Origin of the sequence: Streptomyces sp. HNM0645 (genome assembly GCF_030056615.1) — a bacterium.
In the GTDB taxonomy this organism is placed as follows: domain Bacteria; phylum Actinomycetota; class Actinomycetes; order Streptomycetales; family Streptomycetaceae; genus Streptomyces; species Streptomyces marianii.
The window spans coordinates 1-23,429 of sequence record NZ_JASHLT010000015.1 but is presented as its reverse complement, the minus strand read 5'-3'; the positions used below and the strand labels follow the sequence as shown (position 1 = coordinate 23,429).

The window sequence follows — 23,429 nt, the reverse complement described above, 5'->3', positions numbered from 1 at the left end:
TTTCGTGCGGGTACGGCGGTTGCCGCGGGCGGGCGGTCGTTGCGGGCGCGGGGCGGGGGTTACGAGCGGGTGGGGAAAGCGGCGGCCGTGGCCCCGAGTTCCCGCAGCCGGGCGATCTCCTGCTCCGTCCTCTGCTGCTTGTGCCGGAGGCCCCGGATCTCCTGCTCGATCCCGGTCCGTTCCGCGGTCAGTTGCCGGATGGCGTGGTCGCGGTAGTGCTGCCAGATCCGGGGATCCCGGCCGCCCCGGGCGAAGGCGAGTTCCAGCTCCTGGGTCTCCTCCAGTGCCCGACCCACGCCGGTGTAGGGCTCCCAGGCCAGGCGGTACGAGGTGAGGATCGCCAGGACGCGGTGGCCGGTGCGTTCCCGTGCGGCCCAGGACTGCAGGGGGGCGCAGAGCTGGTCGGTGCCGGCTCCGGCCCGGCGGGCCGCGTAGAGCTGCGCCGCGAGTTCGTCGAGGTCCTCGGGGCTGTCCTCGGCCCGTAGGGCGGTGCGGTGCACGACGCGGAGCGTCAGGGCCGTCGACAGTTGGGGCAGTCGGCCCGCGAGGCGGTTCAGCCACTGCTCGTCCAGCTCGGTCTCGTGCCAGTCGGGGTCCTCGGTCAGCAGCCGGACGGCGTCCGCGACGACCTGGACGTGCGGGCCGTGCCGGTCGAGCAGACGCGTCGTCAGTTCCCGGCCGGCGCGCCCGGGACCCTCGCCGGTCTGCGGATCGACCTCCAGGACCCACTTCAGCAGCGTCTGGACCACGAGCGTGGCGTTCCTCCGCACGGTGTGCGACTCCAGCTCGGCGCACAGCGTCGAGACATAGCCGTCGAGGCGGGGGCCGAGGCCGCCGGAGCCGGGCTTCTCCGGGGCCTCGGCCAGGGCGAGGAGGGCCAGGGGCGGAAGTCCTGTGAGAGCGCAGAGCACGTCCCAGCGGGCGGCTGTCTCCGGTCGCACGGCCTGCGGGGGGTGGGTCAGCGCCCGGGTGAGCAGGAGGTGGGGCGGCTCCTCGAAGGGGTCGGACGGGGTCTTGAGGAAGGCGCAGTGGACGAGGCGCTGGAAGAACTCCTCCTGGAGCAGGTACTCCGCGCGCCCGCACGCCGCGGCCGCCCCGAGCAGTCGTACGGCGGCCTCCGGGTGCGCGGTGGTCCATTTCCGGGAGGGCGTGCCGTGCCCGGACTCCAGCAGTCCGTACAGCGGGGTGAGTTCGGCGCTGCCCGCGGCCCGGGGCGGGGATCCGTCGCCGAGCCACCGGAGCCAGGCCAGGACGTCCGCTGCGGGGTCGGGTCCGGAGCAGAGGGCGTGGACGAGGCGGCCTGCGAGGCCGGCGGTACCCAGCAGCAGGGACTGGGTGAAGGCCATGGTGCCCTCGGCGAACGGCGCCACGGCGGGCAGGAGTTGTTCCACGACGGGGTCGGGGGCCTCCGACCCCTTCCGGCCCCGCACCTCGCCGATGACGAACGCCAGGACCTGGTCGAGGGGCTCCAGGTCCTCCTTCGTGCCGGAGGTGGCGGCGCGCGCGGTCTCGAACCGGACCCGGGCCCGTTCCGGCTCGTCGTTCAGCAGATCGTCGACGAGCTGGTCGCGGAAGGCCGCCGAGACCTCGTGGTGCTTCAGGTGGCGGGCGAGGGGGGCCATGTCGGTGGAGTGGCCCGCCAGCTTCTGCCCGGAGAGGACGGTGACGGAACGGGGGTCGGCCAGCGGGTGCCGGAGGGCCGCGTCGATGCGGTCGCCCTCCACCTCCCGCCCCGCGCGGACCTCCTGTGCGACGGCGAGCGCCGGGTCGAGGTCGCCGAGCACCCGGAGGGCTTCCCCGTGCGCGTCCAGGCCGTCGATGTCCATCGGTTCGCGGGCGTCCGCCAGATGTCCCAGGACCACCTCGCTCCCGTGCCGGGCCCACGCCTCGATCAGCAGGTCGCGGTAGGAGCGCGCGTCGGCGGACAGTCCGCCGACGTCCGGGAGCTCCCCGCCCCAGGCCAGGCTGACGACGCCCGGAGCCTCGTCGGGGACTCCCCAGTACAGGCGCATGGGGACCTCGGACCCCGAGGAGACCCAGGTGGCGGCCGAGAGGGTGCGGCGCATTCCGAAGGGCAGCATGGCCGCGACGCAGTCGAGGACGTCCAGCAGCACGAGCGGGTCGTACATGCGGCCCCCCGTCACCACCACCTTGCCGTCCAGCAGGTGTCCGGCGGCCGCCGCCAGCCAGTGGACGGCCTCGGTCACGCTGGGCCCGACGTGTGCGGTCACCTGGGTCACGAGCCGCCCGCCCGCCGTGACGGGCAACCGGACCGGTGCGGCGCCCGCCCCCACGAGCCGCGGCGCGGCGTCCAGCGCGGCCCTGGCCAGCCCGCACCAGCCGAGGGCGAGGCCGTCGACCTCGGCCGCGGGTACGGCGAAGTGGCTGATCCGGCAGATCGGACGGTTCGTCCGGTCGACGGCGTCGGTGCCTTCGAGGAGGAAGACGCCCACCGTCGGGGTCCCGTTCGGTGCGGTGCACGGCCCGATGGTGATCCACGGCAGCCGGTCCCCGGGCGCGGGGGTGCCGGGCGACCAGTGGTGGATGTCGCCGTTGAAGTCGGCGCTCCGGTCCGGCGGGCAGGCGGCCAGCACCCTGTAGCCGCTGTTGGTGTGGGGTTCCTTGCCCCACAGGGCCCAGTCGGCCGTCAGTCCCGGTGCCATGGCGGGTTCTCCTCTCGTGCGCTTCTCGGGTGCCGGGTCAGGACTGCTGCGGGCCGACGCCCCGCAGGAAGAGGAAGGGTTCGAGGATGTTGACGGGTTGGGGCGGTGCGACGAAGCGGACGGCGTCGTCCACGGGGTTCACCAGGGAGGGGTTCTCGAAGTCGAAGCCCCGCTCGGGGTCGACCCAGAAGCCGACGGCGGAGCACACGAAGTACCCGACGCGCTCGGGGGCGAAGAACAGCTCGATCTGCTGCTTGATCTCGCGCAGGCTGCCGTGCGGGAATGCCTGGCAGAGCCCGTCGAACAGGCGCTTGGCGTCCACCACCTCGGGCTGGCCGGTGCGCGGGTTGAGCCGGACGTTGCCCTGTTCGCAGGCGAAGCGGAAGACGCGGTCGTCGTCGAACTTCGCCAGGCAGACGGCGATGCTGTGCGGCAGCAGATTGCCCTGTCGTTCGCCGCGCATGTTGACCTCGGTGGCGACCCCGGCGAGGACGTCGGTGAAGAAGTCCGCGTTCTGCCGAGCGTCGTCGCCGACCGGGCCGTCGTCACCGTTGACCTGCCACTCGCGGACCGGGTCCACGACGTAGACCATGGCGCGCGAGGCCCCGAGGTCCTTGACGAGCTTGCCGCCGAGGGCCGCGCCGGTCTGCGAGTGCAGGTCGAACGCCTCCCCGGGCAGGTCGCGGAGGGTGACCTTGAACTCCGTCAGATCGCGGCCGCGGTCGGCGCCGGGCCGCCAGCGCCTGCGGCCGGTGCGGGAGAACCGGGTCCCGGTGAGGTCCCCGGCGAGCGTGAAGCGCACCGGGCGCTGCTCGGTCAGCGTCGCCATCGGGAACGTGCGGTCGCGGTAGAGGATGTGTGCGAGATCGCTGAGGAACTTCTTGGACGCGTGGTCCTCCGGCCACATGCTCCACCTGCCGTACATGGGGTCCTGCACCGCCCGGGACAGCGCCGCCAGCAGAGTGGACTTCCCGCTGCCCATGCCGCCCCAGAGCGTGATGGTCGATTCCGGTGCCGAGGCGGGGCCCTCGGGTTCCCTGCGCTCCTCGTCCCTGGGGACCGCCTTGTCGGCGGCGGCCGTCTTCCGCTCGGGCTTCGCGGGCTTCTCCGGCTTGTCGGTCCTGGTGGGCCTGGCGGACTTGTCGAGGACCTCGGGGCCGCCGAACCTCTCCGCGAAGCTGCCGGGCTCGGCCGGCCCGCCGGCGTCCGCCGGCGGTGCGCCGGGCGTCCGTGCCTTCTCCTCGCGGGTCCCCGGAGGCACGGGGGCGGCCGGGCCCCCGGGCGCGTTGCCGTTCGGCGCTGCGGGCCGGGCAGGCGGGGGTACCGGCGGCAGTGCGGCGCGGCCCCCGACCAGTGTGGACGGGTCCCAGACGGCGAACGGCCCCTCCGCGGCCCGGTCGTCCCTCCTGCGGTCCTGCTTGCCGTCTTTCGGTGTGCTCTCGGGGCGCTTGTCGTCCTCGGGCATGGTGGTGCTCCCCCTGTCGTGGCGGCGGCGAGACGTCCGCCGCACGGTCGTTGTCCGATCCGTGCGCCCGACGGGCGCGCGGTGCGTTGCCGCGGTCCTCAGCCGGCCGCCTCGTGCAGCCACTCCCCGCTCGCGCCGTCGGGGACGACCAGGCGGATGGGGGCGCCGTCCTCGGGGAGGCAGAGCGCCGGTGCCGTCACGGCGGAGGCGACGCGGTGCGGGTCGTGGCCCGCGGTGAACCGGCCGTCGGCGCCGAAGAGGTCCCACGCCCGGTCGGCCCATCGCGCGAGATGGGGTTCACCCTCGAGGTGGTCCATCCACGCGGGCTCGTCCACCACCGCCACGCAGGAGACGCCGTCGTAGTGACGGGCGTCGTACAGCGCGGCCTCCCACTCGACCCGGTCGGGACAGATGCGCACCGCGGCGCTGCGCCGCAGCACCTGCGGGGGTGCGGCGCGCGGGTGCGGCGGCCGGGAGCCGACCACGAGGAGCACCCGGTGGCTGTCCGGCCGCCACAGGTGCCGGCGGGCGGCGAGTTCGTGCGGTACGTGCTCCAGCCCGGTGGCGAAGTCGTGCCGCAGCGCGCTGTGGTGCCAGCCCGCAAGCGCACGCTCGGCGTTCTGTGCGGTGGTCATGCCGAGCCGGTGGACGATGGGGTCGCTGTCGTTCGGGCGGTCGAGCGGGGCGTGGTCGCGGTAGCCGATCAGCCCGACGCGGAGCGTGTCGCCGCCGCCCACGGCGTGCCGTACGGCGGCCACGACCGCCGCCGCTTCCTGCAGGCGTTCCTCGACGGCCGTGCCGCCGCCCGCCTGAGGGCCGGCGACCTCCACGGCGAGTACGAGGTCCACGGGGCGGGGCCGGGAAAGCCTCCGGGGCGTGGTGTGCGCCAGGGCCGCCCAGGGCGCGGTCTCCGGTTCGTGGTGTCCGTCGTACGCGAGGTCGACCCGGTCGGGCCCGCGCAGCCGGTAGTGGAGCGCCGCGCGTGAACCGGGTGGGAGTTCGATGCGGTCGGCCCGCACCGGGCGCCATCGCGCGGGTGGTTCGCCGGGGTCGGCGGAGACGACGACGGCGGCGCTCGCCCCCGTGGTGGCTCCGTCCGGCGGCGCGGCGACCGGGACCCGTACGACGGCTCCGGGGTCGCCGCCGACCGGGTCGCCGGTGCGGCTGCCGGCCGGGAAGAGCGGGCGGCGTACGAGTCCGACCGTGCCCGACGTGCCGTCGATGTCGGCGGCGGCCAGCCAGAGGGCGCGACGCAGCGGGAGCGCGTCGGTGAGGTCGCCGGGGTCGGCGGGCCAGTGCGCGGGCAGGCGCAGCCGCAGGACCGGGGCGGCCTCCGGGCACAGGACGTCGGCCGCCTGCTCGACGGGCCGCCAGCCGGCGGCCCGGACGACGACCAGGAGCGGGTCCGCGCCGAGCGGGGTCCCGCGCACGAAGGTCCGCAGTGCCCTGCCGAGGGAGCCCGTGACGTCCGCGGCGGCGGGGCCCGTTCCTCCGGCGAGGAGGAAGAGCCGGCGCAGCCGTTCGGCGGGCAGGGCCGGGGAGCACGGGTGGTCGGTGGCTCCGGCCGTGAGGTCGCCCCAGGCCGAGTCGGCGAGCGGCCGGGCCGCGGGGCCGCGGCCGTCACCGCCGTAGGCCACCCGGCTCAGCCGCAGCCGCTCGCAGCCGATCTCCAGGACGTCCAGCGCGGCGAACCGCCCGCCGGCGAGGGAGGTGAGCGCCCAGCCGAGGCCCGACCGGGTGGTGCGGGCGCTCTCCCCGGCGAGGACGTCGCGCCAGGCACGCTTCCATGCGCGGGGCGCGGAGGGGGTGTCGGTGCCGGGTACCAGGTGGGCCACTCGGCGGTGGTCCGGGGCCGGCGGTGCCTCGGCGCCCTGACGGCCGGCGCGCGACGCGGGTCCGCCCTCCAGGACGTCGGCGGCGCGGAGCGCGGCGCGGAGTTCGTCGTCGAGGCCGGTTGCCGCGTGGTCCGGGTGCACTGTCCCCCACCCCCCGATGCGGTCGCCGGCGTGTGCTGGGAACGGCCGGCCACCGCGGTGTTTCGCACGTGGTTCAGGCATGGATGTGCCCAGGTGAGGGTGCACGCATGACTGATCGTCGGAACCCGGAGTGCCCACTCCGGATGAGGCTTCACAGTAATCATCCGGTGGAGGGGGACGCAGCTCTTTCCGCAAGCTTTCAACAAAATTCGGCCGGCGCGTTCCGCGATCATTCCGGCGGCCTCTGCGATTGGCCAAAAAGGGCCGTAGGCGATCGATTCTCTATTAGTAATCAGGAATTACCGAACTCAACACGGTAAGAAGATGACCGAAGTTGACTTCAAATGTTCATGACGGCCGCGCACCGCACGACCGGAACCCTTCCGGAAGCGACCGCGCACCGCCCTCCGGACGGCCGCGGCCTTGTGCCGGGACCTACGCCCTAGTAGTTAACGCACCACCGGATTGCCGACCCGAAGCGCGTGGGAAGGCTCCCCCGGTACGCACCGGAACGCACTCGCGACCCTTCCATTCGAGTGAACGCGGACAGGAGCGGCCATGCCCGCAGCCCGCCAGTCGTCAACGGAGCAGTTACAAAGAACACCCGCCCCCCGTGAAGAGGGACCGCCCGTTCGACCCGCCGAGCCCGCACAGCCCCCAGGTGATGCCGTGAACCCGCTGATTGGCCGCATTCCCGTGCTGGACGTACGCCCCCTCGTCGACTGCGGCCGAAGGCCCGCGAAATCGACGGTCGGCGAAACGTTCCAGATCACCGCCACCGTGTTCCGCGAAGGGCACGACGCGGTGGCCGCCAACGTCGTCCTGCGGGATCCCGGCGGCCGGCCGGGCCCCTGGACCCCGATGCGCGAACTCGCCCCCGGCAGCGACCGCTGGGGTGCCGAGGTCACTCCGGACGCCGAGGGGCGGTGGACCTACAGCGTCGAGGCGTGGAGCGATCCGCTGGCCACCTGGCGGCACCACGCCGGAGTCAAGGTTCCGGCCGGGATCGACACGGCCCTGGTCCTCGCCGAGGGCGCGGAACTCTACGAGCGCGCCGCCGCGGGCGTGCCCAAGCGGGCGGGCCGGGAGGCCGTGCTCGCCGCCGCCGACGCCCTGCGCGACAAGGACCGGCCGGACCGCGAGCGGCTGGACGCGGCACTCGCCCCGGACGCGCTCGCCGCACTCGCCCGCCATCCGCTGCGCGAACTGGTCACCGCCTCGGCTCCGTTGCCCCTCCGGGTGGAACGCACCCGCGCGCTGTTCGGCTCCTGGTACGAGTTCTTCCCGCGCTCCGAGGGCGCCCGGGTCGAGCGCGGCCGACTCGTCTCCGGCACCTTCCGGACGGCGGCGCGGCGGCTTCCGGCCGTCGCCGCGATGGGCTTCGACGTCGTGTACCTGCCGCCCGTCCACCCCATCGGCAGCACCTTCCGGAAGGGCCCGAACAACACGCTCGGGGCAGGCCGCCACGACGTCGGGGTGCCCTGGGCGATCGGCTCGGCCGAGGGCGGGCACGACGCGGTCCACCCGGACCTCGGCACGATCGAGGACTTCGACGCGTTCGTGCGCCGCGCCCGGGACCTGCGGATGGAGGTCGCCCTGGACTTCGCGCTGCAGTGCTCTCCCGACCACCCGTGGGTGACCGAGCACCCCGAGTGGTTCCACCACCGGGCGGACGGCAGCATCGCCTACGCGGAGAACCCGCCGAAGAAGTACCAGGACATCTACCCCATCGCCTTCGACCGGGACATGAAGGGGCTGGTCCAGGAGACCGTGCGCGTACTGCGCCACTGGATGGCGCACGGGGTGCGGATCTTCCGCGTCGACAATCCGCACACCAAGCCGGTGGTCTTCTGGGAGAAGGTCATCGGCGAGATCAACCGGACGGACCCGGACGTGGTCTTCCTCGCGGAGGCGTTCACGCGCCCGGCGATGATGCGCACGCTCGGCGCGATCGGCTTCCAGCAGTCGTACACGTACTTCACCTGGCGCAACACCAAGCAGGAGCTGACCGAGTACCTGACGGAGCTGTCGGGCGAGGCGGCGGCCTGCATGCGGCCCAACTTCTTCGTGAACACCCCGGACATCCTGCACGCGTACCTCCAGGAGGGCGGCCGGCCGGCGTTCGAGGTGCGCGCGGTGCTCGCCGCGACCCTGTCCCCCACCTGGGGGATGTACGCGGGGTACGAGCTGTGCGAGAACACCCCGCTGCGGCCGGGCAGCGAGGAGTACCTGAACTCGGAGAAGTACCAACTGCGGCCGCGGGACTGGGAGTCGGCGGAGCGGGAGGGGCGCAGCATCGCCCCGCTGGTGACCACGCTCAACCGGATCAGGCGGCGCCATCCGGCACTGCAGCAGCTTCGGAACCTCCGCTTCCACCACGCCGACAACGACTCCGTGATCGCCTACAGCAAGCGAACGGGTTCGAACACCGTTCTGGTGGTCGTCAATCTCGACCCCCACCACACCCAGGAGGCGACGGTCTCGTTTGACATGCCGGAACTCGGCCTCGACTGGCACGAGACCGTACCGGTGCGCGACGAGCTCACCGGCGAGACCTATCACTGGGGCAGGGCCAACTATGTGCGCCTCGAGCCGGGCGTCACGCCTGCGCACATCGTCGTCCTGCGACCGTCCCCGCCGACCGGAGGGTCACCCACATCATGATCGTCAATGAGCCCGTCCACGACACCTTCGAGGACACCCCCGCCAAGGACCGGGACCCCGACTGGTTCAAACGCGCCGTGTTCTACGAGGTACTCGTCCGCACCTTCCAGGACAGCAACGGCGACGGCATCGGCGACCTCAAGGGCCTCACCGCCAAACTGGACTACCTGCAGTGGCTGGGCGTCGACTGCCTGTGGCTGCCGCCGTTCTTCAAGTCCCCGCTCCGCGACGGTGGTTACGACGTCGCCGACTACACCTCGGTACTTCCGGAGTTCGGCGACCTCGCCGACTTCGTCGAGTTCGTCGACGCCGCCCACCAGCGCGGGATGCGGGTCATCATCGACTTCGTCATGAACCACACGAGCGACCAGCACCCGTGGTTCCAGGAGTCCCGCGGCAACCCGGAGGGACCGTACGGCGACTACTACGTCTGGGCCGACGACGACAAGCAGTTCCAGGACGCCCGGATCATCTTCGTCGACACGGAGACCTCCAACTGGACCTTCGACCCGGTCCGCAAGCAGTACTACTGGCACCGCTTCTTCTCCCACCAGCCGGACCTCAACTACGAGAACCCCGCGGTGCAGGAGGAGATCATCTCCGCGCTGCGCTTCTGGCTGGACCTCGGCATCGACGGCTTCCGGCTCGACGCCGTGCCGTACCTGTACCAGGAGGAGGGCACCAACTGCGAGAACCTCCCGGCCACCCACTCCTTCCTCAAGCGGGTCCGCAAGGAGATCGACGCCCACTACCCGGACACGGTGCTGCTGGCCGAGGCCAACCAGTGGCCCGAGGACGTCGTCGACTACTTCGGGGACTTCCCTGCGGGCGGCGACGAGTGCCACATGGCCTTCCACTTCCCGGTGATGCCGCGCATCTTCATGGCAGTGCGGAGGGAGTCCCGCTACCCGGTCTCCGAGATCCTCGCCAAGACCCCGGCGATCCCGAAGAACTGCCAGTGGGGCATCTTCCTGCGCAACCACGACGAGCTGACCCTGGAGATGGTCACCGACGAGGAGCGCGACTACATGTACGCGGAGTACGCCAAGGACCCGCGGATGCGCGCCAACATCGGCATCCGGCGCCGACTGGCCCCGCTGCTCGACAACGACCGGAACCAGATCGAGCTGTTCACGGCGCTGCTGCTGTCCCTGCCGGGCTCACCCATCCTCTACTACGGCGACGAGATCGGGATGGGCGACAACATCTGGCTGGGCGACCGGGACGCGGTGCGCACGCCGATGCAGTGGACCCCGGACCGCAACGCCGGATTCTCGTCCTGCGATCCCGGCCGGCTCTACCTGCCGACCATCATGGACCCGGTCTACGGCTACCAGGTGACCAACGTCGAGGCGTCCATGGCGTCGCCCTCGTCGCTGCTGCACTGGACCCGTCGGATGATCGAGATCAGGAAGCAGAACCGCGCCTTCGGCCTCGGCACCTTCACCGAACTCCCGTCGTCGAACCCGGCGGTGCTGGCGTACCTGCGTGAGGCCCCCGCGACCGAGGACGGCTCGGACGACCTGGTCCTGTGCGTGAACAACTTCTCCCGGTTCGCCCAGCCGACCGAACTGGACCTGCGCCGGTACAACGGGCGCCATCCGGTGGAGCTGATCGGCGGGGTCCGCTTCCCGGCGATCGGCGAGTGGCCGTACCTGCTGACGCTGGCCGGGCACGGCTTCTACTGGTTCCGGCTGCGCAAGGAGCCGGTGGCCGCGGAGACCGCGGCGCAGGGGGCCGCACGCAAGGCCCGCGCGCCCAAGGGCGTGTGATTCCGGCACATGCCATGTCGTGTGCGGGGCGGTTGGACCGTCCCGCACGGGGCACGATTCCCCCCATATCGAGATCTGGTCCGAGTCCGTACGGACCATCCTCCGCCGACACTCCCCCTGCCTACGGCGGGGGGACCCCCACGCACAGCCCGGACAGCTATTATTTGCCGCAATCCGGGACACTCTTCGCAACCTGTGGTGTGCCCGGGGAAAGGACGCGATGCCATGTCGGAGGCTGCATCCACCCGGACCCCCGTCGCCCTGCTGCCTTCGCTCTCGCCCCTGCTGCGCGAGTGGCTGCCCAGGCAGCGGTGGTTCGCGGGAAAGGGGCGCCCGGTCACCGGCTTCGCGCTGGTGGCGGCGGTCGAACTACTGCCGGTCGACTCGGCCGGCCCCGGACTGCTGCATCTGCTGCTGCGCGTCAGGCAGCCCGACCAGACCATGGGCTCCAGGGCCGCCGCCGGCCGGACCCCGGCCGGGAAGCGCGCCCCCGGGACCGGCGGCGACTGCTACCAGCTGCTGCTCGGCGTACGCACCATGCTGCCGCCCTACCTCGCCCCCGCGATGATCGGCCGCGTGAACGAGGGGCCGCTCGCCGGCCGGACCGTCTACGAAGGGCTGCACGACCCCCGGCTCGCCGGGCTGCTGCTGGAGCGGCTCCGCACGCCCGGCCGGTTCGGCCCGCTCCGTTTCGACCGGGCGGCTCCCGTCCCGGGCGGGCTCCCGGCCCACGTGCTCGACGCCGAGCAGTCCAACTCCTCGCTGGTGTACGGGAATTCGTACATCCTCAAGATCTTCCGCCGGGTGTACCCGGGGATCAACCCCGATCTGGAACTGCCTCTCGCGCTCGCCCGGGCGGGCTGCGACCGGGTGCCCGCGCCCGTCGCCTGGTTCGAGTCGGACACGCCCGAGCCCTGCACCCTGGGCGTCCTCCAGCCGTTCCTGCGCGGCTCCCAGGACGGCTGGCAGCTGGCGCTCAAGGCGCTCGCCGCAGGCGACGACTTCACCGAGGAGGCACAGGCCCTGGGCCGGACCACCGCGGAGGTGCACACCGCGCTCGCCGCGGCACTGCCGACCGTGTCACTGAGCGGGCCCCAGACGGAACACCTGGCGACGGCGATGAACGAGCGCCTGGACGCGGCGCTCCGGGCCGTGCCCGCGCTGCTGCCCTACGTCCGCGGGCTGCGTGCCGCCTTCGACGCGATCGCCGGCGCGACCTTCGACGGCGACGGCAGGGCCCAGCGCATCCACGGAGACCTCCACCTCGGCCAGACCCTGCGCACACCCGACGCGGGCTGGTCCGTCATCGACTTCGAGGGGGAGCCGGCCCGGCCGCTCGACGAACGCCGCCGGGTGCAGCCCCCGGTGCGGGACATCGCCGGGATACTGCGGTCCTTCGACTACGCGGCCCGCTCCCACCGCCCCTGGAACCCGGCCTGGGCGGCGCGCTGCCGTGCCGCCTACTGCGAGGGCTACGCCGACGCGTCCGGCTCCGACCCTCGCGCCGAGGCGGAACTGCTGCGCGCCTACGAGACGGACAAGGCCGTGTACGAGGTCGTGTACGAGGCCCGTCACCGGCCGGACTGGCTGCCCGTCCCCATGTCCGCCATCCAGCGGCTGGCCGGCCCGGCGGGCTGACGCCGCGTCATCCCGCAGCTGAGTCGCCCGCCCCACCATCCCCCTCAGCACAAGGAGGCCGTCCCCGTGACTCCCCGCAATGGCGTACGCCCCGCCAAACCGCTCGACGCATCCGACCGGGAACGGCTGCTCGCCGGCGCACACCACGATCCGCACTCCCTGCTGGGGGCGCACCTGGTCCGCGGCGGGGTGGTCTTCCGGATGCTGCGGCCCTACGCGGAGTCGGTGACGGTCCTGGCCAAGGGGCTGCGCGCCGAGCTGCACGACGACGGCGACGGATTCTTCTCGGCGCTGCTGCCCCTGCGGAAGGTCCCCGAGTACGCGCTCCAGATCGGGTACGAGGACACGGTCGTCGAGTTCGCGGACCCGTACCGCTTCCTCCCCGCGCTGGGCGAGCTCGATCTGCATCTGATCGGCGAGGGACGGCACGAGGAGCTGTGGCACGCCCTCGGTGCCCGGCCGATGACGCACCAGGGCGTCACGGGCACCCGTTTCACGGTCTGGGCGCCGAACGCCCGCGGGGTCAGGGTCGTGGGGGACTTCAACTACTGGGACGGCACGGCCTGTGCCATGCGCTCGCTGGGCGCCTGCGGGGTGTGGGAACTGTTCGTGCCCGGTGTCGGCGAGGGCGCGCTCTACAAGTTCGAGCTCACCCGGCCCGACGGCTCCCGCACGCTCCGGGCCGATCCGATGGCGCGCCGCACCGAGGTGCCGCCCGCGAACGCGTCCGTCGTCACCGAGTCCCACCACGTGTGGCACGACGAGACGTGGATGGCGAACCGCGGCGCCCGGCCGGTCCACGAGGCCCCGTTCTCCGTGTACGAGGTGCATCTGCCCTCCTGGCGCCCGGGACTCACCTACCGCCAGCTGGCCGACCAGCTGCCCGCCTACGTCAAGGACCTGGGCTTCACCCATGTCGAGCTCATGCCGGTGGCGGAGCACCCCTTCGGCGGCTCGTGGGGCTACCAGGTCACCGGTTTCTACGCGCCCACCGCCCGAATGGGGACCCCGGACGACTTCCGCCACCTGGTCGACGCGCTGCACCGCGCCGGCATCGGGGTCGTCATGGACTGGGTGCCGGCACACTTCCCCCGTGACGACTGGGCGCTGGCGGAGTTCGACGGACGCCCGCTGTACGAGCACTCCGACCCGGCCCGCGCCGCACATCCCGACTGGGGCACCCTCGAGTTCGACTACGGGCGCAAGGAGGTGCGCAACTTCCTCGTCGCCAACGCCGTGTACTGGTGCGAGGAGTTCCACATCGACGGACTGCGGGTCGACGCGGTCGCCTCGATGCTGTACCTCGACTACTCGCGCGAGCACGGCGAATGGAGCCCGAACGAGCACGGCGGCCGGGAGAACCTCGACGCCGTCGCCTTCCTCCAGGAGATGAACGCCACCGTCTACCGGCGCTGTCCCGGTGTGGTGACCATCGCCGAGGAGTCCACCGCCTGGGACGGCGTGACCCGGGCCACGCACCACGTCGGGCCGGCGGGCTTCGGCGGGCTCGGCTTCGGGCTGAAGTGGAACATGGGCTGGATGCACGACTCGCTCGGCTATGTCGAGCACGAGCCGGTGCACCGCAAGTTCCACCACAACGAGATGACGTTCTCGATGGTGTACGCGTACAGCGAGAACTACGTGCTGCCGATTTCGCACGACGAGGTCGTGCACGGCAAGCGCGCCCTGGTGTCGAAGATGCCCGGCGACTGGTGGCAGCAGCGCGCCAACCACCGGGCGTACCTCGGCTTCATGTGGGCCCATCCGGGCAAGCAACTGCTATTCATGGGGCAGGAGTTCGCCCAGGGCGCGGAGTGGTCCGAGGGGCACGGGCCGGACTGGTGGCTGCTGGACCCCTCCTACTCGGCCGAGGGCGACCACCGCGGGGTGCGGGACCTGGTGCGCGAGCTGAACAGGGTCTACGCGGCCACTCCGGCGCTGTGGCAGCGGGACACCGTCCCCGAGGGGTTCTCCTGGGTGGACGGCGGGGCCGCCGACGACAACGTCTTCGCGTTCCTGCGCTTCGCCGCCGACGGGGCCCCGCTGCTCGCCGTCTCCAACTTCTCACCCGTGGTACGCCACGAGTACCGGCTCGGTGTACCCCCGTCCGTGCCCGCCTGGACGGAGGTGCTGAACACCGACGCGGCCCGGTACGGCGGCGGGGACGTTCGCAACGACGACCCGGTCAAGCCCGAGTCCGTGGCCGCCCACGGCCACCGCACCAGCGTGCAGCTCACCCTGCCGCCGCTGGCGACGGTGTGGCTGAGGCCGGTGTGACGACCCCGAGCCGCTGGGTGGCCCTCGTCAGCGCCACATAGAGGTCGTTGGGAAGCATCCGCTCGGGCGCGACCACCAGCACCGTGTCGAACTCCAGGCCCTTGGCCTGTCGGGGGTCGAGCAGGACGACGGGCCGGGAGAGGTCGAGCGGCCCGTCGCCCCCGAGGCCGGTGAGCCCGGCGTGCAGCTCACGCGGGGCGATGACCGCGAGCCGGCCCTCCTCCGGCGCCTCGGCGGCGGCGAGGGCCGCCACGTCGGCGAGGTCCAGGGTGCGCTCCCAGGGAGCGGTGCCGGTCGACCGGATGGACCGGGGCGGGGTGAAGTCCGGGTCGGTGCTCCTGCGCCGCTCCGCCGCGTACTCCATGATCTCGGCGGGCGTACGGTAGTTGACGCCCAGTCGGACCAGCTGCCAGCGGTCCTCGACGTACGGGGCGAGGATCCGCCGCCAGAAGCCTCCGCCGTCCCCCACCGCCCCGGGCTTGGGAGGTGCCCCCGGGTCGCCGGTCTGGGCCGGGTCGCCGACGAGGGTCATCGAGCGGGTCGGGCAGCGGCGCATCAGCAGTCGCCAGGCCATGGCCGACAGCTCCTGGGCCTCGTCGACGATGATGTGCCCGAACGCCCAGGTCCGGTCGGCGGCGGCCCGCTCGGCGGCGCTGCGGTGGTCGGCCTCCTCCTGCCGCTCGGCCATCCGCTCGGCGTCGATGACGTCGTGGGCGGCCAATACCTCGGAGGCGTCGGCGTCGACGTCCTCCTTGTCCTCGAACTCGTAGGTGCGGGAGGCGTAGGAGACGTCCAGCACGCCCTGCGCGTAGGCGATCTGGCGGGCACGCTCGGCCTCGGCGGCGGCGCGGGCCGCGGAGTCGTCCTCGCCGAGGAGCTCCGCCGCCTCGTCGAGGAGCGGCACGTCGGCGGGGGTCCACGGTCCGCCGGAACGTCTGATCAGGTCCGCGTCGGCCTCGTCCGGGTGCGTGGGGTCCGCGAGGTAGTCGGCGAGGAACTCCTCGGGGGTGAGCGGCGGCCAGAGCGAGGCGATCGCGGCGTGCACCTCGGCGCTGGCGGCGATGGCCTTGCCGAGCTGGGCGATGTCGTCGGGGCCGAGGAAGTTGGGGCCGCCGTAAGGGTCCTCGCCGATGCGGTCGGCGAGCTGGGTGGTGAGTTCGTCGATGATGCGGAAGGCGAAGTAGGGCCGGGCCAGATTGTGCGGCAGGCCGGTCTCGCGGGCCTTGTGCCGCGCCTCCACGGCGATGTCCCAGTCGAGGACCAGCTCGCCGTCGTCGTGGGCGATGACGATCGGCTCGCCCTTCTCGGGCACCTGCTGCCGGTCCCGTACGGCCTCGGCGAGCACGTCCGCCATGTCCGCGCGGCCCTTCACGGCCGCGGCGGCGGGGCTGTCGGTGCCGGTGGCGCGGACCCCGGGGTACAACTCGCCGACGGTCGACAGCAGGACCCCGGTCTCGCCGAGGGACGGCAGCACCTCGCCGATGTAGCCGAGGAACGCCGGGTTGGGCCCGACGATCAGCACGGCCCGCTTGGCGAGCTGCTCCCGGTGGGCGTACAGGAGGTACGCGGCACGGTGCAGCGCGACCGCGGTCTTCCCGGTGCCGGGACCGCCCTCGACGACGAGCACTCCGCTCTGGGGGGCGCGGATGATGTGGTCCTGTTCGGCCTGGATCGTGGAGACGATGTCCGCCATCCGCCCGGTGCGGGCGCTGTTGAGGGCGGCGAGCAGCACCTCGTCGGCGTCGTGCGACTCGTGGCCGGTGCGGGTCGGATCAGCCAGATCCATGATCTCGTCGTGCAGCGCGGTGACGGTGCGGCCCTCGGTGGTGATGTGCCTGCGTCTGCGCAGCCCGAGCGGCTCGTAACCGGTCGCGAGATAGAAGGGGCGCGCGACGGGCGCCCGCCAGTCGATCAGCAACGGCGTTCGCTCGGTGTCGTCCCTGCGGATTCCCGTTCGCCCGATGTGGTACGTCACTCCGTCGCGCCGGTCGATACGTCCGAAACAGAGTCCGGAGTCGGCGGCATTCAGCGCGGCGATCGAGGCGGAGTGCTCGGCCACCTCGATGTCGCGCTCCACGCGTGCCTGCCGGCCCGTGCTGACCTGCGCCATCGTGGCGCGCACCGCGGCCTCGGCCTCCCCCCGCAGTTGATCGAGCCGCTCATGGGCGAGGGAGACGAATTGTTGTTCCTGCCGCATTTCCTCGGTTGACAATTCAGCTCCTGACGCGCTACAGTACGTTTATTGAAGTTCTCCGTGTTTCATGTCGCACCCGAACACGGAACTATTCAATATACGCGGAGAAATACCCGGACCGTCAAATACGGACCGGGATTTTTTGTTGCCCGGGACACCGTGGCCCGATGCGGCGGACGGTCCCGGGCCGGCCCCGCGGCGCGGCGAGCGGGGTGGACGAACGACCCGAACCGGCGCTCGACCGCCGCGCCACGGGCTGACGGATCCCGTGGTGCTGGAGTGCACCCGGCACGAGTGGCAGAACTCCTGAGCCCCGCCCGATCCCGGGAGCCGGGCCGGTCACGGTCCGTCCGGTCGCCGCGGGGTGCGGCGCGCCCCGCGGCGGCGCGGCAGCGTCCCCAAGTGGTTTGTGCATTAAGGAAGTCAACGCGCGCGAGGCATTGACGACCGCACCGGCTCCATCTACAAAACACCTTGAGAGCGCTCTCAATCACTTCCGGCACCACCCCCCTCCCGGAGGTCTTCCTTGAGCACGAGCCGCATCAGCAGACTCTCCCGTACCCCACTCATCACCGCGCTCACGGCCCTCGCCGTCGCCCTCACCGGACTCCTCGCCCTCGGTCCCGCGGGCCCGGCCAGCGGCGCCGTACCCCCGGCGCCGAACTGGAACCTCCAGTGGAGCGACGACTTCACCGGTCCGAACCGGTCCCTGCCCTCCTCCGCCGACTGGCAGATCGACACCGGTCACGGCTATCCGGGCGGCCCCGCCAACTGGGGCACCGGCGAGATCCAGAACTACACGAACAGCCCGGACAACGTCAGCCTCGACGGCAGCGGCAATCTGCGCATCACCCCGCTGCGCGACGGCGCCGGCAACTGGACGTCCGCACGGATCGAGACCCGCCGCGCCGACTTCAGGGCCCCGGCCGGCGGCACCCTGCGCATCGAGGGCCGGATCCGGATGCCCGACGTCACCGGGGACGCGGCACTGGGGTACTGGCCCGCGTTCTGGGCGCTCGGCGCACCGTACCGGGGCAACTACTGGAACTGGCCCGGCATCGGCGAGTTCGACATCATGGAGAACGTCAACGGCATCAACTCCGTGTGGGGCGTGCTCCACTGCGGGGTGAACCCCGGCGGGCCGTGCAACGAGACCAGCGGCCTCGGCGCCAGCCGCACCTGCCCCGGAGCGAGCTGCCAGTCGGCGTTCCACACCTACCGCTTCGAGTGGGACCGCTCCAACTCGCCCAACGCCCTGCGCTGGTACGTGGACGACCAGCTCTACCACAGCGTGAACCAGAACCAGATGGACGCCGGCACCTGGGCCGACATGACCGAGCACGCCGGCTACTTCATCCTCCTCAACGTCGCGATCGGCGGCGCCTTCCCGGACGCGCTGGCGGGGAGGACCCCGACCGCCGCGACCGTTCCCGGCCACCCGATGCTCGTGGACTACGTCGCCGTGTGGACCCGTGGCGGCGGCACGACCCCGCCGCCGACCGACCCGCCGCCGACGGGCTCCTCCCAGCTGTACCTGCGCGGCGGCGGTGCCGCCGGGGACGCGACCGGGTCCGGCTCCACCGCCACGCTCGCGTCCGCGGGCGGAGCGAACCACGACGGCACCCCGCACAGCCCGCAGGTGTTCACCTCCGGCCCGGTCACCCGGGCGTACAACGGCGGTTCGACGCAGTTCGACCTCTTCGTGGACGCCGGTACGACCGTCGCCAACGGCCAGCAGGTGCGGGTGAGTTACGACCGCACGGGCGACGGGACCTGGGACCGCACCGAGACGTACCACTACTTCGCCACCGATCCCGTCCCGGGTTACGAGCACTACACCCAGGCGCGCGGACTGCGGTCCGCCACCGGCACGCACGGCGATCTGACGAACGGCAGGGTACGGATCGAGGTGTGGAACGCCATCGGCAACGGCGACAGCACCCTGGGCACCGGCAACCAGTCCTCCGTCCGCATCCCCTTCGGCTGAGCGGGGGGGGACATGCTCATCCGCAGAGTCCTGGCGGGCGCGGCGGCCCTGCTCTTCCTCGGCCCGGCCGGCTGCACGGCCGGCGCCGACGGGCGCGGCGACGGCCACGCGCCGGTGAACCACAAGGCCCACGCGTACACCTACACCAAGAACCAGGCGGCGGCGATCGTTGGCCAGGCGGCGGCCCCGCTGCGCGGGAGCGAGTTCCGCGCGGACTGCTTCCCCAGCCACCGGCGCGGCGACGACCCGATCGTGTTCCCCGGCCAGGCGGGCCGCTCGCACATCCACGAGTTCTACGGCAACAGGACGGCGAACGCCTCGTCGACGCTCGAGTCGCTGAGCGCCGGCACCACCAACTGCACACCGAGCACGGACCTTTCGTCCTACTGGACGCCGACCCTCTACCAGAACGGAGTGCCCGTGGCCCCGGAGCGGGTCACCGTCTACTACCAGGGCATCACCGACCGCACCCGTGCCGTCGCCCATCCGCGCGGACTGCGGTACGTCGTCGGGAACGCCCTCGCCACCTCCCCCGACCAGAACCCGGCCGCGCGCTGGTCCTGCGTGGGACGCCCCGAGTCCAGCCGGGACTTCATGGACTGCCCGCCGGGCACGAAACTGGAGAACTACCTGGACTTCCCCACCTGCTGGGACGGGAGGAACCTGGACAGCGCCAACCACCGCGACCACATGGCGTACGCGACGGGACAGACGTGTCCACCGAGCCATCCGGTGGTCGTGCCGCGGCTGGAGCTGCTGATCACCTGGCCGGTGCACGGCGGAGGGCTCACCCTGGCCGGCACCCGGGACGGCGTCAATGTGACCGACGCCCCCGGCCACACCTTCCACGGTGACTTCTTCAACGCCTGGGACCAGTCGGAGCTGGAGCGCCGGGTGCGGGACTGCGTCGTGGCGGGCTACATCTGCGGAACGGACGGACGCCCCATCGAGCAGTGAGCCACGGGTGGCTGCCCGGTGCCGTAGGTGCCGCCGCCGTATCGTACGACGGGTGCCGCCGGTTCCCCCGCCCCGGCGGCACTTCCGTTCCCCGGGGCGTCAGGCTCCCGGCGCTCGGAAGTCGACCTGCTTCCGCGCCGCCGCGTCGATGTCCTCGACGCTGAGCAGGGGCACGGCCCGGGACCTGATCGCCCCCGTGGCACGGACCTTCATGGAGGTCGCGACCATCGAGACGGCGTCGGGCATGTCCAGGACGAGGTACAGGTCGTCGTCGCCGAACGCGAAGTACATCCATTCAAGGGTGCCGCCGCAGGAGCGGAGCACCTGTTCCACGGCCTCCCGGCGGCCCGTGCCGCCCTCGGCGAGCAGGCCCTTGGTGCCCTCGGCGCTGTAGCTGGCCTGGACCAGGTATTTGGGCATCCGTCTCTCCCGTCCGATCGCCTTTGGGTCCACCCTTCGGCACCGGCCGCGATCCGGCCAGCCGGAGGGGGCCGGGCGGGCTTCCGCCCTCGCCCGCACGGCCCGGCCAGGACCCACGGGACGGTCCGGACCCGGGGCATCCGGATGACGTGCGCGCGGGCGGGCCCCGGTCGTACGCGGTGTTCTCCTTCCCGGCCGGCTGAGGGTGCGGGTCGGCCGAGGGGGCGGGCCGGTCGGCCGCGGGGCCGGGAACGCGTGTGGGCCCGGGGCGGTGTGCGCCCCGGGCCGCGCGTTTCCGGCCGTGGTCTCAGACCTTCACGGCCGGCTCCCTGAGAGCCTCGTCCCGCTGTTCCGGCACCTCGGCGGAGGCCGCGGCAGGGGCGTGGTCGTCGACGAAGGTCGACTCGTCGAACGGGATGCGGCCGGCGAGGACCTCGGCGGCCCGCTCCTTGTCGATCTCCTTGGTCCAGGTGCCGACCAGGACGGTGGCTACGGCGTTGCCCGCGAAGTTGGTGAGGGCGCGTGCCTCGCTCATGAAGCGGTCGATACCGACGATCAGTCCGACTCCGTCGACCAGGGCGGGCTTGTGCGACTGGAGTCCGCCCGCGAGGGTCGCGAGACCGGCGCCGGTGACGCCCGCCGCACCCTTCGAGGCGATGATCATGAAGACCAGCAGGGAGATCTGCTCACCGACCGAGAGCGGGGTCCCCATCGCCTCGGCGACGAACAGCGAGCCCATCGTCAGGTAGATGGCGGTGCCGTCCAGATTGAAGGAGTAGCCGGTCGGAACGGTGATGCCGACGACGGGCTTCGAGACGCCCAGGTGCTCCATCTTCGCGATGAGCCGCGGCAGCGCCGACTCGGAGGACGAGGTGGACAGGATCAGCAGGAACTCCCGTCCCAGGTACCTCAGCAGCGAGAACAGGTTGACCCCGGCGACGACCCGCAGCAGGGTGCCGAGGACGAGGACCACGAAAAGCGCGCAGGTGACGTAGAAGCCGATCATGATGACCGCGAGCGACTTCAGTGCGTCGACACCGGTCTCGCCGACGACGGCCGCGATCGCGCCGAAGGCGCCCACCGGGGCCGCCCACATGATCATCGCCAGGATTCGGAAGACCAGCTTCTGGATGTGGCCGATCCCGCGCAGGACCGGCTCCCCCGCGGAGCCCATGGCCTGCAGCGCGAAGCCCGCGAGCAGCGCGACCAGCAGGGTCTGCAGCACCTCGCCCTCGGTGAAGGCGGAGACCAGGGTGGTCGGGATGACGCCGAGGAGGAAGTCCACGGTGCCCTCGCCGCCGCCCTCTGCCTGCTTCTCGCCCGCGGCCCTCGCCGCGTCCGTCAGCTGCAGTCCGTGGCCCGGGTCGAGGAGGTTGCCCACGATCAGGCCGATGGCCAGCGCGACCGTCGACATCACCAGGAAGTAGCCGAGGGCCAGACCCCCGACGGCACCGACCTTGGCCGCCTTGCGGACCGAGCCGACTCCGAGCACGATCGTGCAGAAGATGATCGGGGAGATCATCATCTTGATCAGGTTCACGAACCCGGTGCCGATCGGCTTGAGTTCGACGGCGACGCCGGGGGCGGCGAAGCCCACGATGACGCCGAGGACGACGGCGCCGATGACGGCGAGATACAGATAATGGGTGCGATCCCGCCTTGCGGCTGCTGGAGCGGTTGCCACGGGGATTCCTCCTCGGCCCGATGTTCGTCCACGTCCCGGTGGATGCCCGTGACTATTCAGCACCCTGTGACCCCGGTCACCGTTGCGTGCGTTTCGTTCACACGAAATCGGCCAGGCAGACTTGAGCCATGCGCATCCCCCGCCCACGGAGCCTCGCCGGCCAGCTCTTCGCGATGCAGGTCGTGCTGGTCACCGCCATCGTGGCCGGTTTCGCGCTCTTCTCCTACGTCATGGACCGCGGACAGGCCGAGGAGACCGCGCGCCGGCAGACGACGGCGACCGCAACGGCCGTGGCGGACTTCCCGTCGGTGGTGACGGCGGTCCGGTCCGCCGACCCGACGGCGCGGCTGCAGCCGTACACGGAGCGGCTGCGGAAGGACGCGGGGGTCGACTTCGTGGTGATCATGACCCCGGACGGCAGACGCTGGACCCATCCCGAACCGGGTGAGATAGGACACGTCTATCTGGGCCACATCGACGAGGCGCGGCGGGGCCGCACGGTGTCGGAGACCTACACCGGGACGCTGGGGCCGTCGGTGCGGACGGTGGCACCCGTGCGGGACGACTCCGGCCGGATCGTCGCGCTCGTCAGTGCGGGCATCACCATCGACAAGATCAGCGAGCAGCTCGGCAAGCAGGTCACGGCGCTGCTGGGGATGGCCGGAGCGGCACTGGCACTGGGCGGACTCGGAACGTACGTGATCAACGCCCGGCTGCGGCGGCACACGCACGGAATGAACGCGGCGGAGCTGAGCCGTATGCACGACTACCACGAGGCGACGCTGCACGCGGTGCGCGAGGGACTGCTGATGCTCGACGGGCGTCGGCGCATCGCGCTGATCAACGACGGGGCGCGGGAGTTGCTGGGGCTCGGCGCCGACGTCGTGGGCCGGACCCCCGACGAACTGGGCCTGCCCTCCGGGCTGACGGGGGCTCTGCTGGCGAGCGAGCCGCGCGTCGACGAACTGCACCTGACGGCCGACCGGGTGCTCGTCGTCTCCACCCAGCCGGTGGTCGGCGGTGAGCAGCGCGGCACGGTGGTGACCCTGCGGGACCACACCGAACTCCAGTCGCTGACCGGTGAGCTGGACTCCGAGCGCGGCTTCACCCAGGCGCTGCGCGCCCAGGCCCACGAGGCGGCCAACCGGCTGCACACCGTGGTCTCGCTCATCGAACTGGGCCGCGCGGACGAGGCGGTCGAGTTCGCCACGGCGGAACTCGAACTGGCGCAGGTCCTCACGGACCGCGTGGTGACGGCGGTCGGCGAGCCGGTCCTGGCGGCCCTGCTCCTGGGCAAGGCGGCCCAGGCCAACGAGAGCGGCGTCGAGCTCGTCCTCACCGACGACAGCCGTATCGACGACGGAGTCCTCCCGCCCTGGCTGCCGCCCCGGGACCTGGTCACCGTCCTCGGCAACCTGATCGACAACGCGGTCGAGGCGTCCTCGGCGAAGCGACCGGCCGCACGCGAGGCACGAGCGGACCGGGCCGAGGGCCGCCGCACGGGAGCGTCCGCGGCCGTCACCGCCGGTGCGGCCGCCGGGGCCGCCGCACCCGGCACGTGTCCGCCGGCCGCGCCCGACGCCACCGCCCCCGGAGCCGCCGGACGGCCCACCGCTGTACGGCCCGCCTCCGGGCCGGGCCACGACGAGCCCGGGGCCGCCGTCCCGGGCGCACGGGACGCGCGAGCCGGCGATGGTCGGCCGGCCACCACCCCGGGCGGGCGGGAGAACGC

Annotated in this window: 13 protein-coding genes; 7 read left to right on the top strand and 6 right to left on the bottom strand. The window is 72.2% G+C overall.

Annotation, left to right across the window (positions count from 1 at the left end):
• Positions 1-59: 59 nt before the first annotated feature.
• The 3 genes from QMZ92_RS12220 to QMZ92_RS12210 all read right to left on the bottom strand — a co-directional run bounded on the left by QMZ92_RS12220 (position 60) and on the right by QMZ92_RS12210 (position 6,104).
• A complete protein-coding gene (locus QMZ92_RS12220; RefSeq protein ID WP_283297336.1) occupies positions 60-2,663 on the bottom strand; it encodes a hypothetical protein in 2,604 nt (867 codons plus the stop codon).
• Between the two features lie 37 nt (positions 2,664-2,700).
• Positions 2,701-4,128 carry a hypothetical protein gene (locus QMZ92_RS12215; protein WP_283297335.1) on the bottom strand — a complete coding sequence of 476 codons (1,428 nt, stop codon included), beginning with the start codon at positions 4,126-4,128 and terminating at the stop codon, positions 2,701-2,703.
• A 98-nt stretch (positions 4,129-4,226) separates the two neighbouring features.
• Positions 4,227-6,104: a hypothetical protein gene (locus QMZ92_RS12210; protein WP_283297334.1), complete on the bottom strand. Its 1,878-nt coding sequence runs from the start codon at positions 6,102-6,104 to the stop codon at positions 4,227-4,229.
• A gap of 678 nt (positions 6,105-6,782) precedes the next feature.
• Between QMZ92_RS12210 and QMZ92_RS12205 the strand changes: the two genes are divergently transcribed.
• The 4 genes from QMZ92_RS12205 to glgB all read left to right on the top strand — a co-directional run bounded on the left by QMZ92_RS12205 (position 6,783) and on the right by glgB (position 14,455).
• On the top strand, positions 6,783-8,768 hold the full coding sequence (locus QMZ92_RS12205) for an alpha-1,4-glucan--maltose-1-phosphate maltosyltransferase (protein WP_283297597.1): 1,986 nt from the start codon (positions 6,783-6,785) through the stop codon (positions 8,766-8,768).
• Positions 8,765-10,540, top strand: a complete 1,776-nt coding sequence (gene treS, locus QMZ92_RS12200; RefSeq protein ID WP_283297333.1) for a maltose alpha-D-glucosyltransferase — start codon at positions 8,765-8,767, stop codon at positions 10,538-10,540. The genes QMZ92_RS12205 and treS overlap by 4 nt, the downstream gene beginning before the upstream one ends.
• Positions 10,541-10,765: 225 nt before the next feature.
• Positions 10,766-12,178 (top strand): maltokinase N-terminal cap-like domain-containing protein, encoded by a 1,413-nt coding sequence (locus tag QMZ92_RS12195; RefSeq protein ID WP_283297332.1) that lies wholly within the window; start codon positions 10,766-10,768, stop codon positions 12,176-12,178.
• A 66-nt stretch (positions 12,179-12,244) separates the two neighbouring features.
• On the top strand, positions 12,245-14,455 hold the full coding sequence (glgB, locus tag QMZ92_RS12190) for a 1,4-alpha-glucan branching enzyme (protein ID WP_283297330.1): 2,211 nt from the start codon (positions 12,245-12,247) through the stop codon (positions 14,453-14,455).
• Here the strand turns inward: glgB and QMZ92_RS12185 are convergent.
• A complete protein-coding gene (locus QMZ92_RS12185; protein WP_283297596.1) occupies positions 14,412-16,652 on the bottom strand; it encodes a HelD family protein in 2,241 nt (746 codons plus the stop codon). The two genes, glgB and QMZ92_RS12185, sit on opposite strands and share 44 nt — an antisense overlap.
• Positions 16,653-17,175: 523 nt before the next feature.
• Between QMZ92_RS12185 and QMZ92_RS12180 the strand changes: the two genes are divergently transcribed.
• Both QMZ92_RS12180 and QMZ92_RS12175 read left to right on the top strand, forming a co-directional pair.
• On the top strand, positions 17,176-18,636 hold the full coding sequence (locus tag QMZ92_RS12180) for a glycoside hydrolase family 16 protein (protein WP_283297329.1): 1,461 nt from the start codon (positions 17,176-17,178) through the stop codon (positions 18,634-18,636).
• A gap of 12 nt (positions 18,637-18,648) precedes the next feature.
• Positions 18,649-19,593, top strand: coding sequence for a DUF1996 domain-containing protein (locus QMZ92_RS12175; RefSeq protein ID WP_283297328.1), 945 nt, complete (start codon positions 18,649-18,651; stop codon positions 19,591-19,593).
• A 99-nt stretch (positions 19,594-19,692) separates the two neighbouring features.
• On the opposite strand, the gene QMZ92_RS12170 is transcribed toward QMZ92_RS12175, so the two are convergent.
• Positions 19,693-20,013 carry a GYD domain-containing protein gene (locus QMZ92_RS12170; RefSeq protein ID WP_283297326.1) on the bottom strand — a complete coding sequence of 107 codons (321 nt, stop codon included), beginning with the start codon at positions 20,011-20,013 and terminating at the stop codon, positions 19,693-19,695.
• 307 nt (positions 20,014-20,320) lie between these two features.
• Positions 20,321-21,697, bottom strand: a complete 1,377-nt coding sequence (locus tag QMZ92_RS12165; RefSeq protein ID WP_283297325.1) for a cation:dicarboxylate symporter family transporter — start codon at positions 21,695-21,697, stop codon at positions 20,321-20,323.
• A 128-nt stretch (positions 21,698-21,825) separates the two neighbouring features.
• Between QMZ92_RS12165 and QMZ92_RS12160 the strand changes: the two genes are divergently transcribed.
• On the top strand, positions 21,826-23,429 hold a 1,604-nt coding region (locus QMZ92_RS12160), incomplete at its 3' end, for a sensor histidine kinase (RefSeq protein WP_283297324.1).

Bases quoted from the DNA above. Each gene is read 5' to 3' on its own strand.
- treS (WP_283297333.1), top strand. From the start codon at position 8,765: ATGATCGTCAATGAGCCCGTCCACGACACCTTCGAGGACACCCCCGCC.
- QMZ92_RS12195 (WP_283297332.1), top strand. From the start codon at position 10,766: ATGTCGGAGGCTGCATCCACCCGGACCCCCGTCGCCCTGCTGCCTTCG.
- QMZ92_RS12185 (WP_283297596.1), bottom strand. From the start codon at position 16,652: ATGCGGCAGGAACAACAATTCGTCTCCCTCGCCCATGAGCGGCTCGAT.
- QMZ92_RS12170 (WP_283297326.1), bottom strand. From the start codon at position 20,013: ATGCCCAAATACCTGGTCCAGGCCAGCTACAGCGCCGAGGGCACCAAG.
- QMZ92_RS12215 (WP_283297335.1), bottom strand. From the start codon at position 4,128: ATGCCCGAGGACGACAAGCGCCCCGAGAGCACACCGAAAGACGGCAAG.
- QMZ92_RS12220 (WP_283297336.1), bottom strand. From the start codon at position 2,663: ATGGCACCGGGACTGACGGCCGACTGGGCCCTGTGGGGCAAGGAACCC.
- QMZ92_RS12175 (WP_283297328.1), top strand. From the start codon at position 18,649: ATGCTCATCCGCAGAGTCCTGGCGGGCGCGGCGGCCCTGCTCTTCCTC.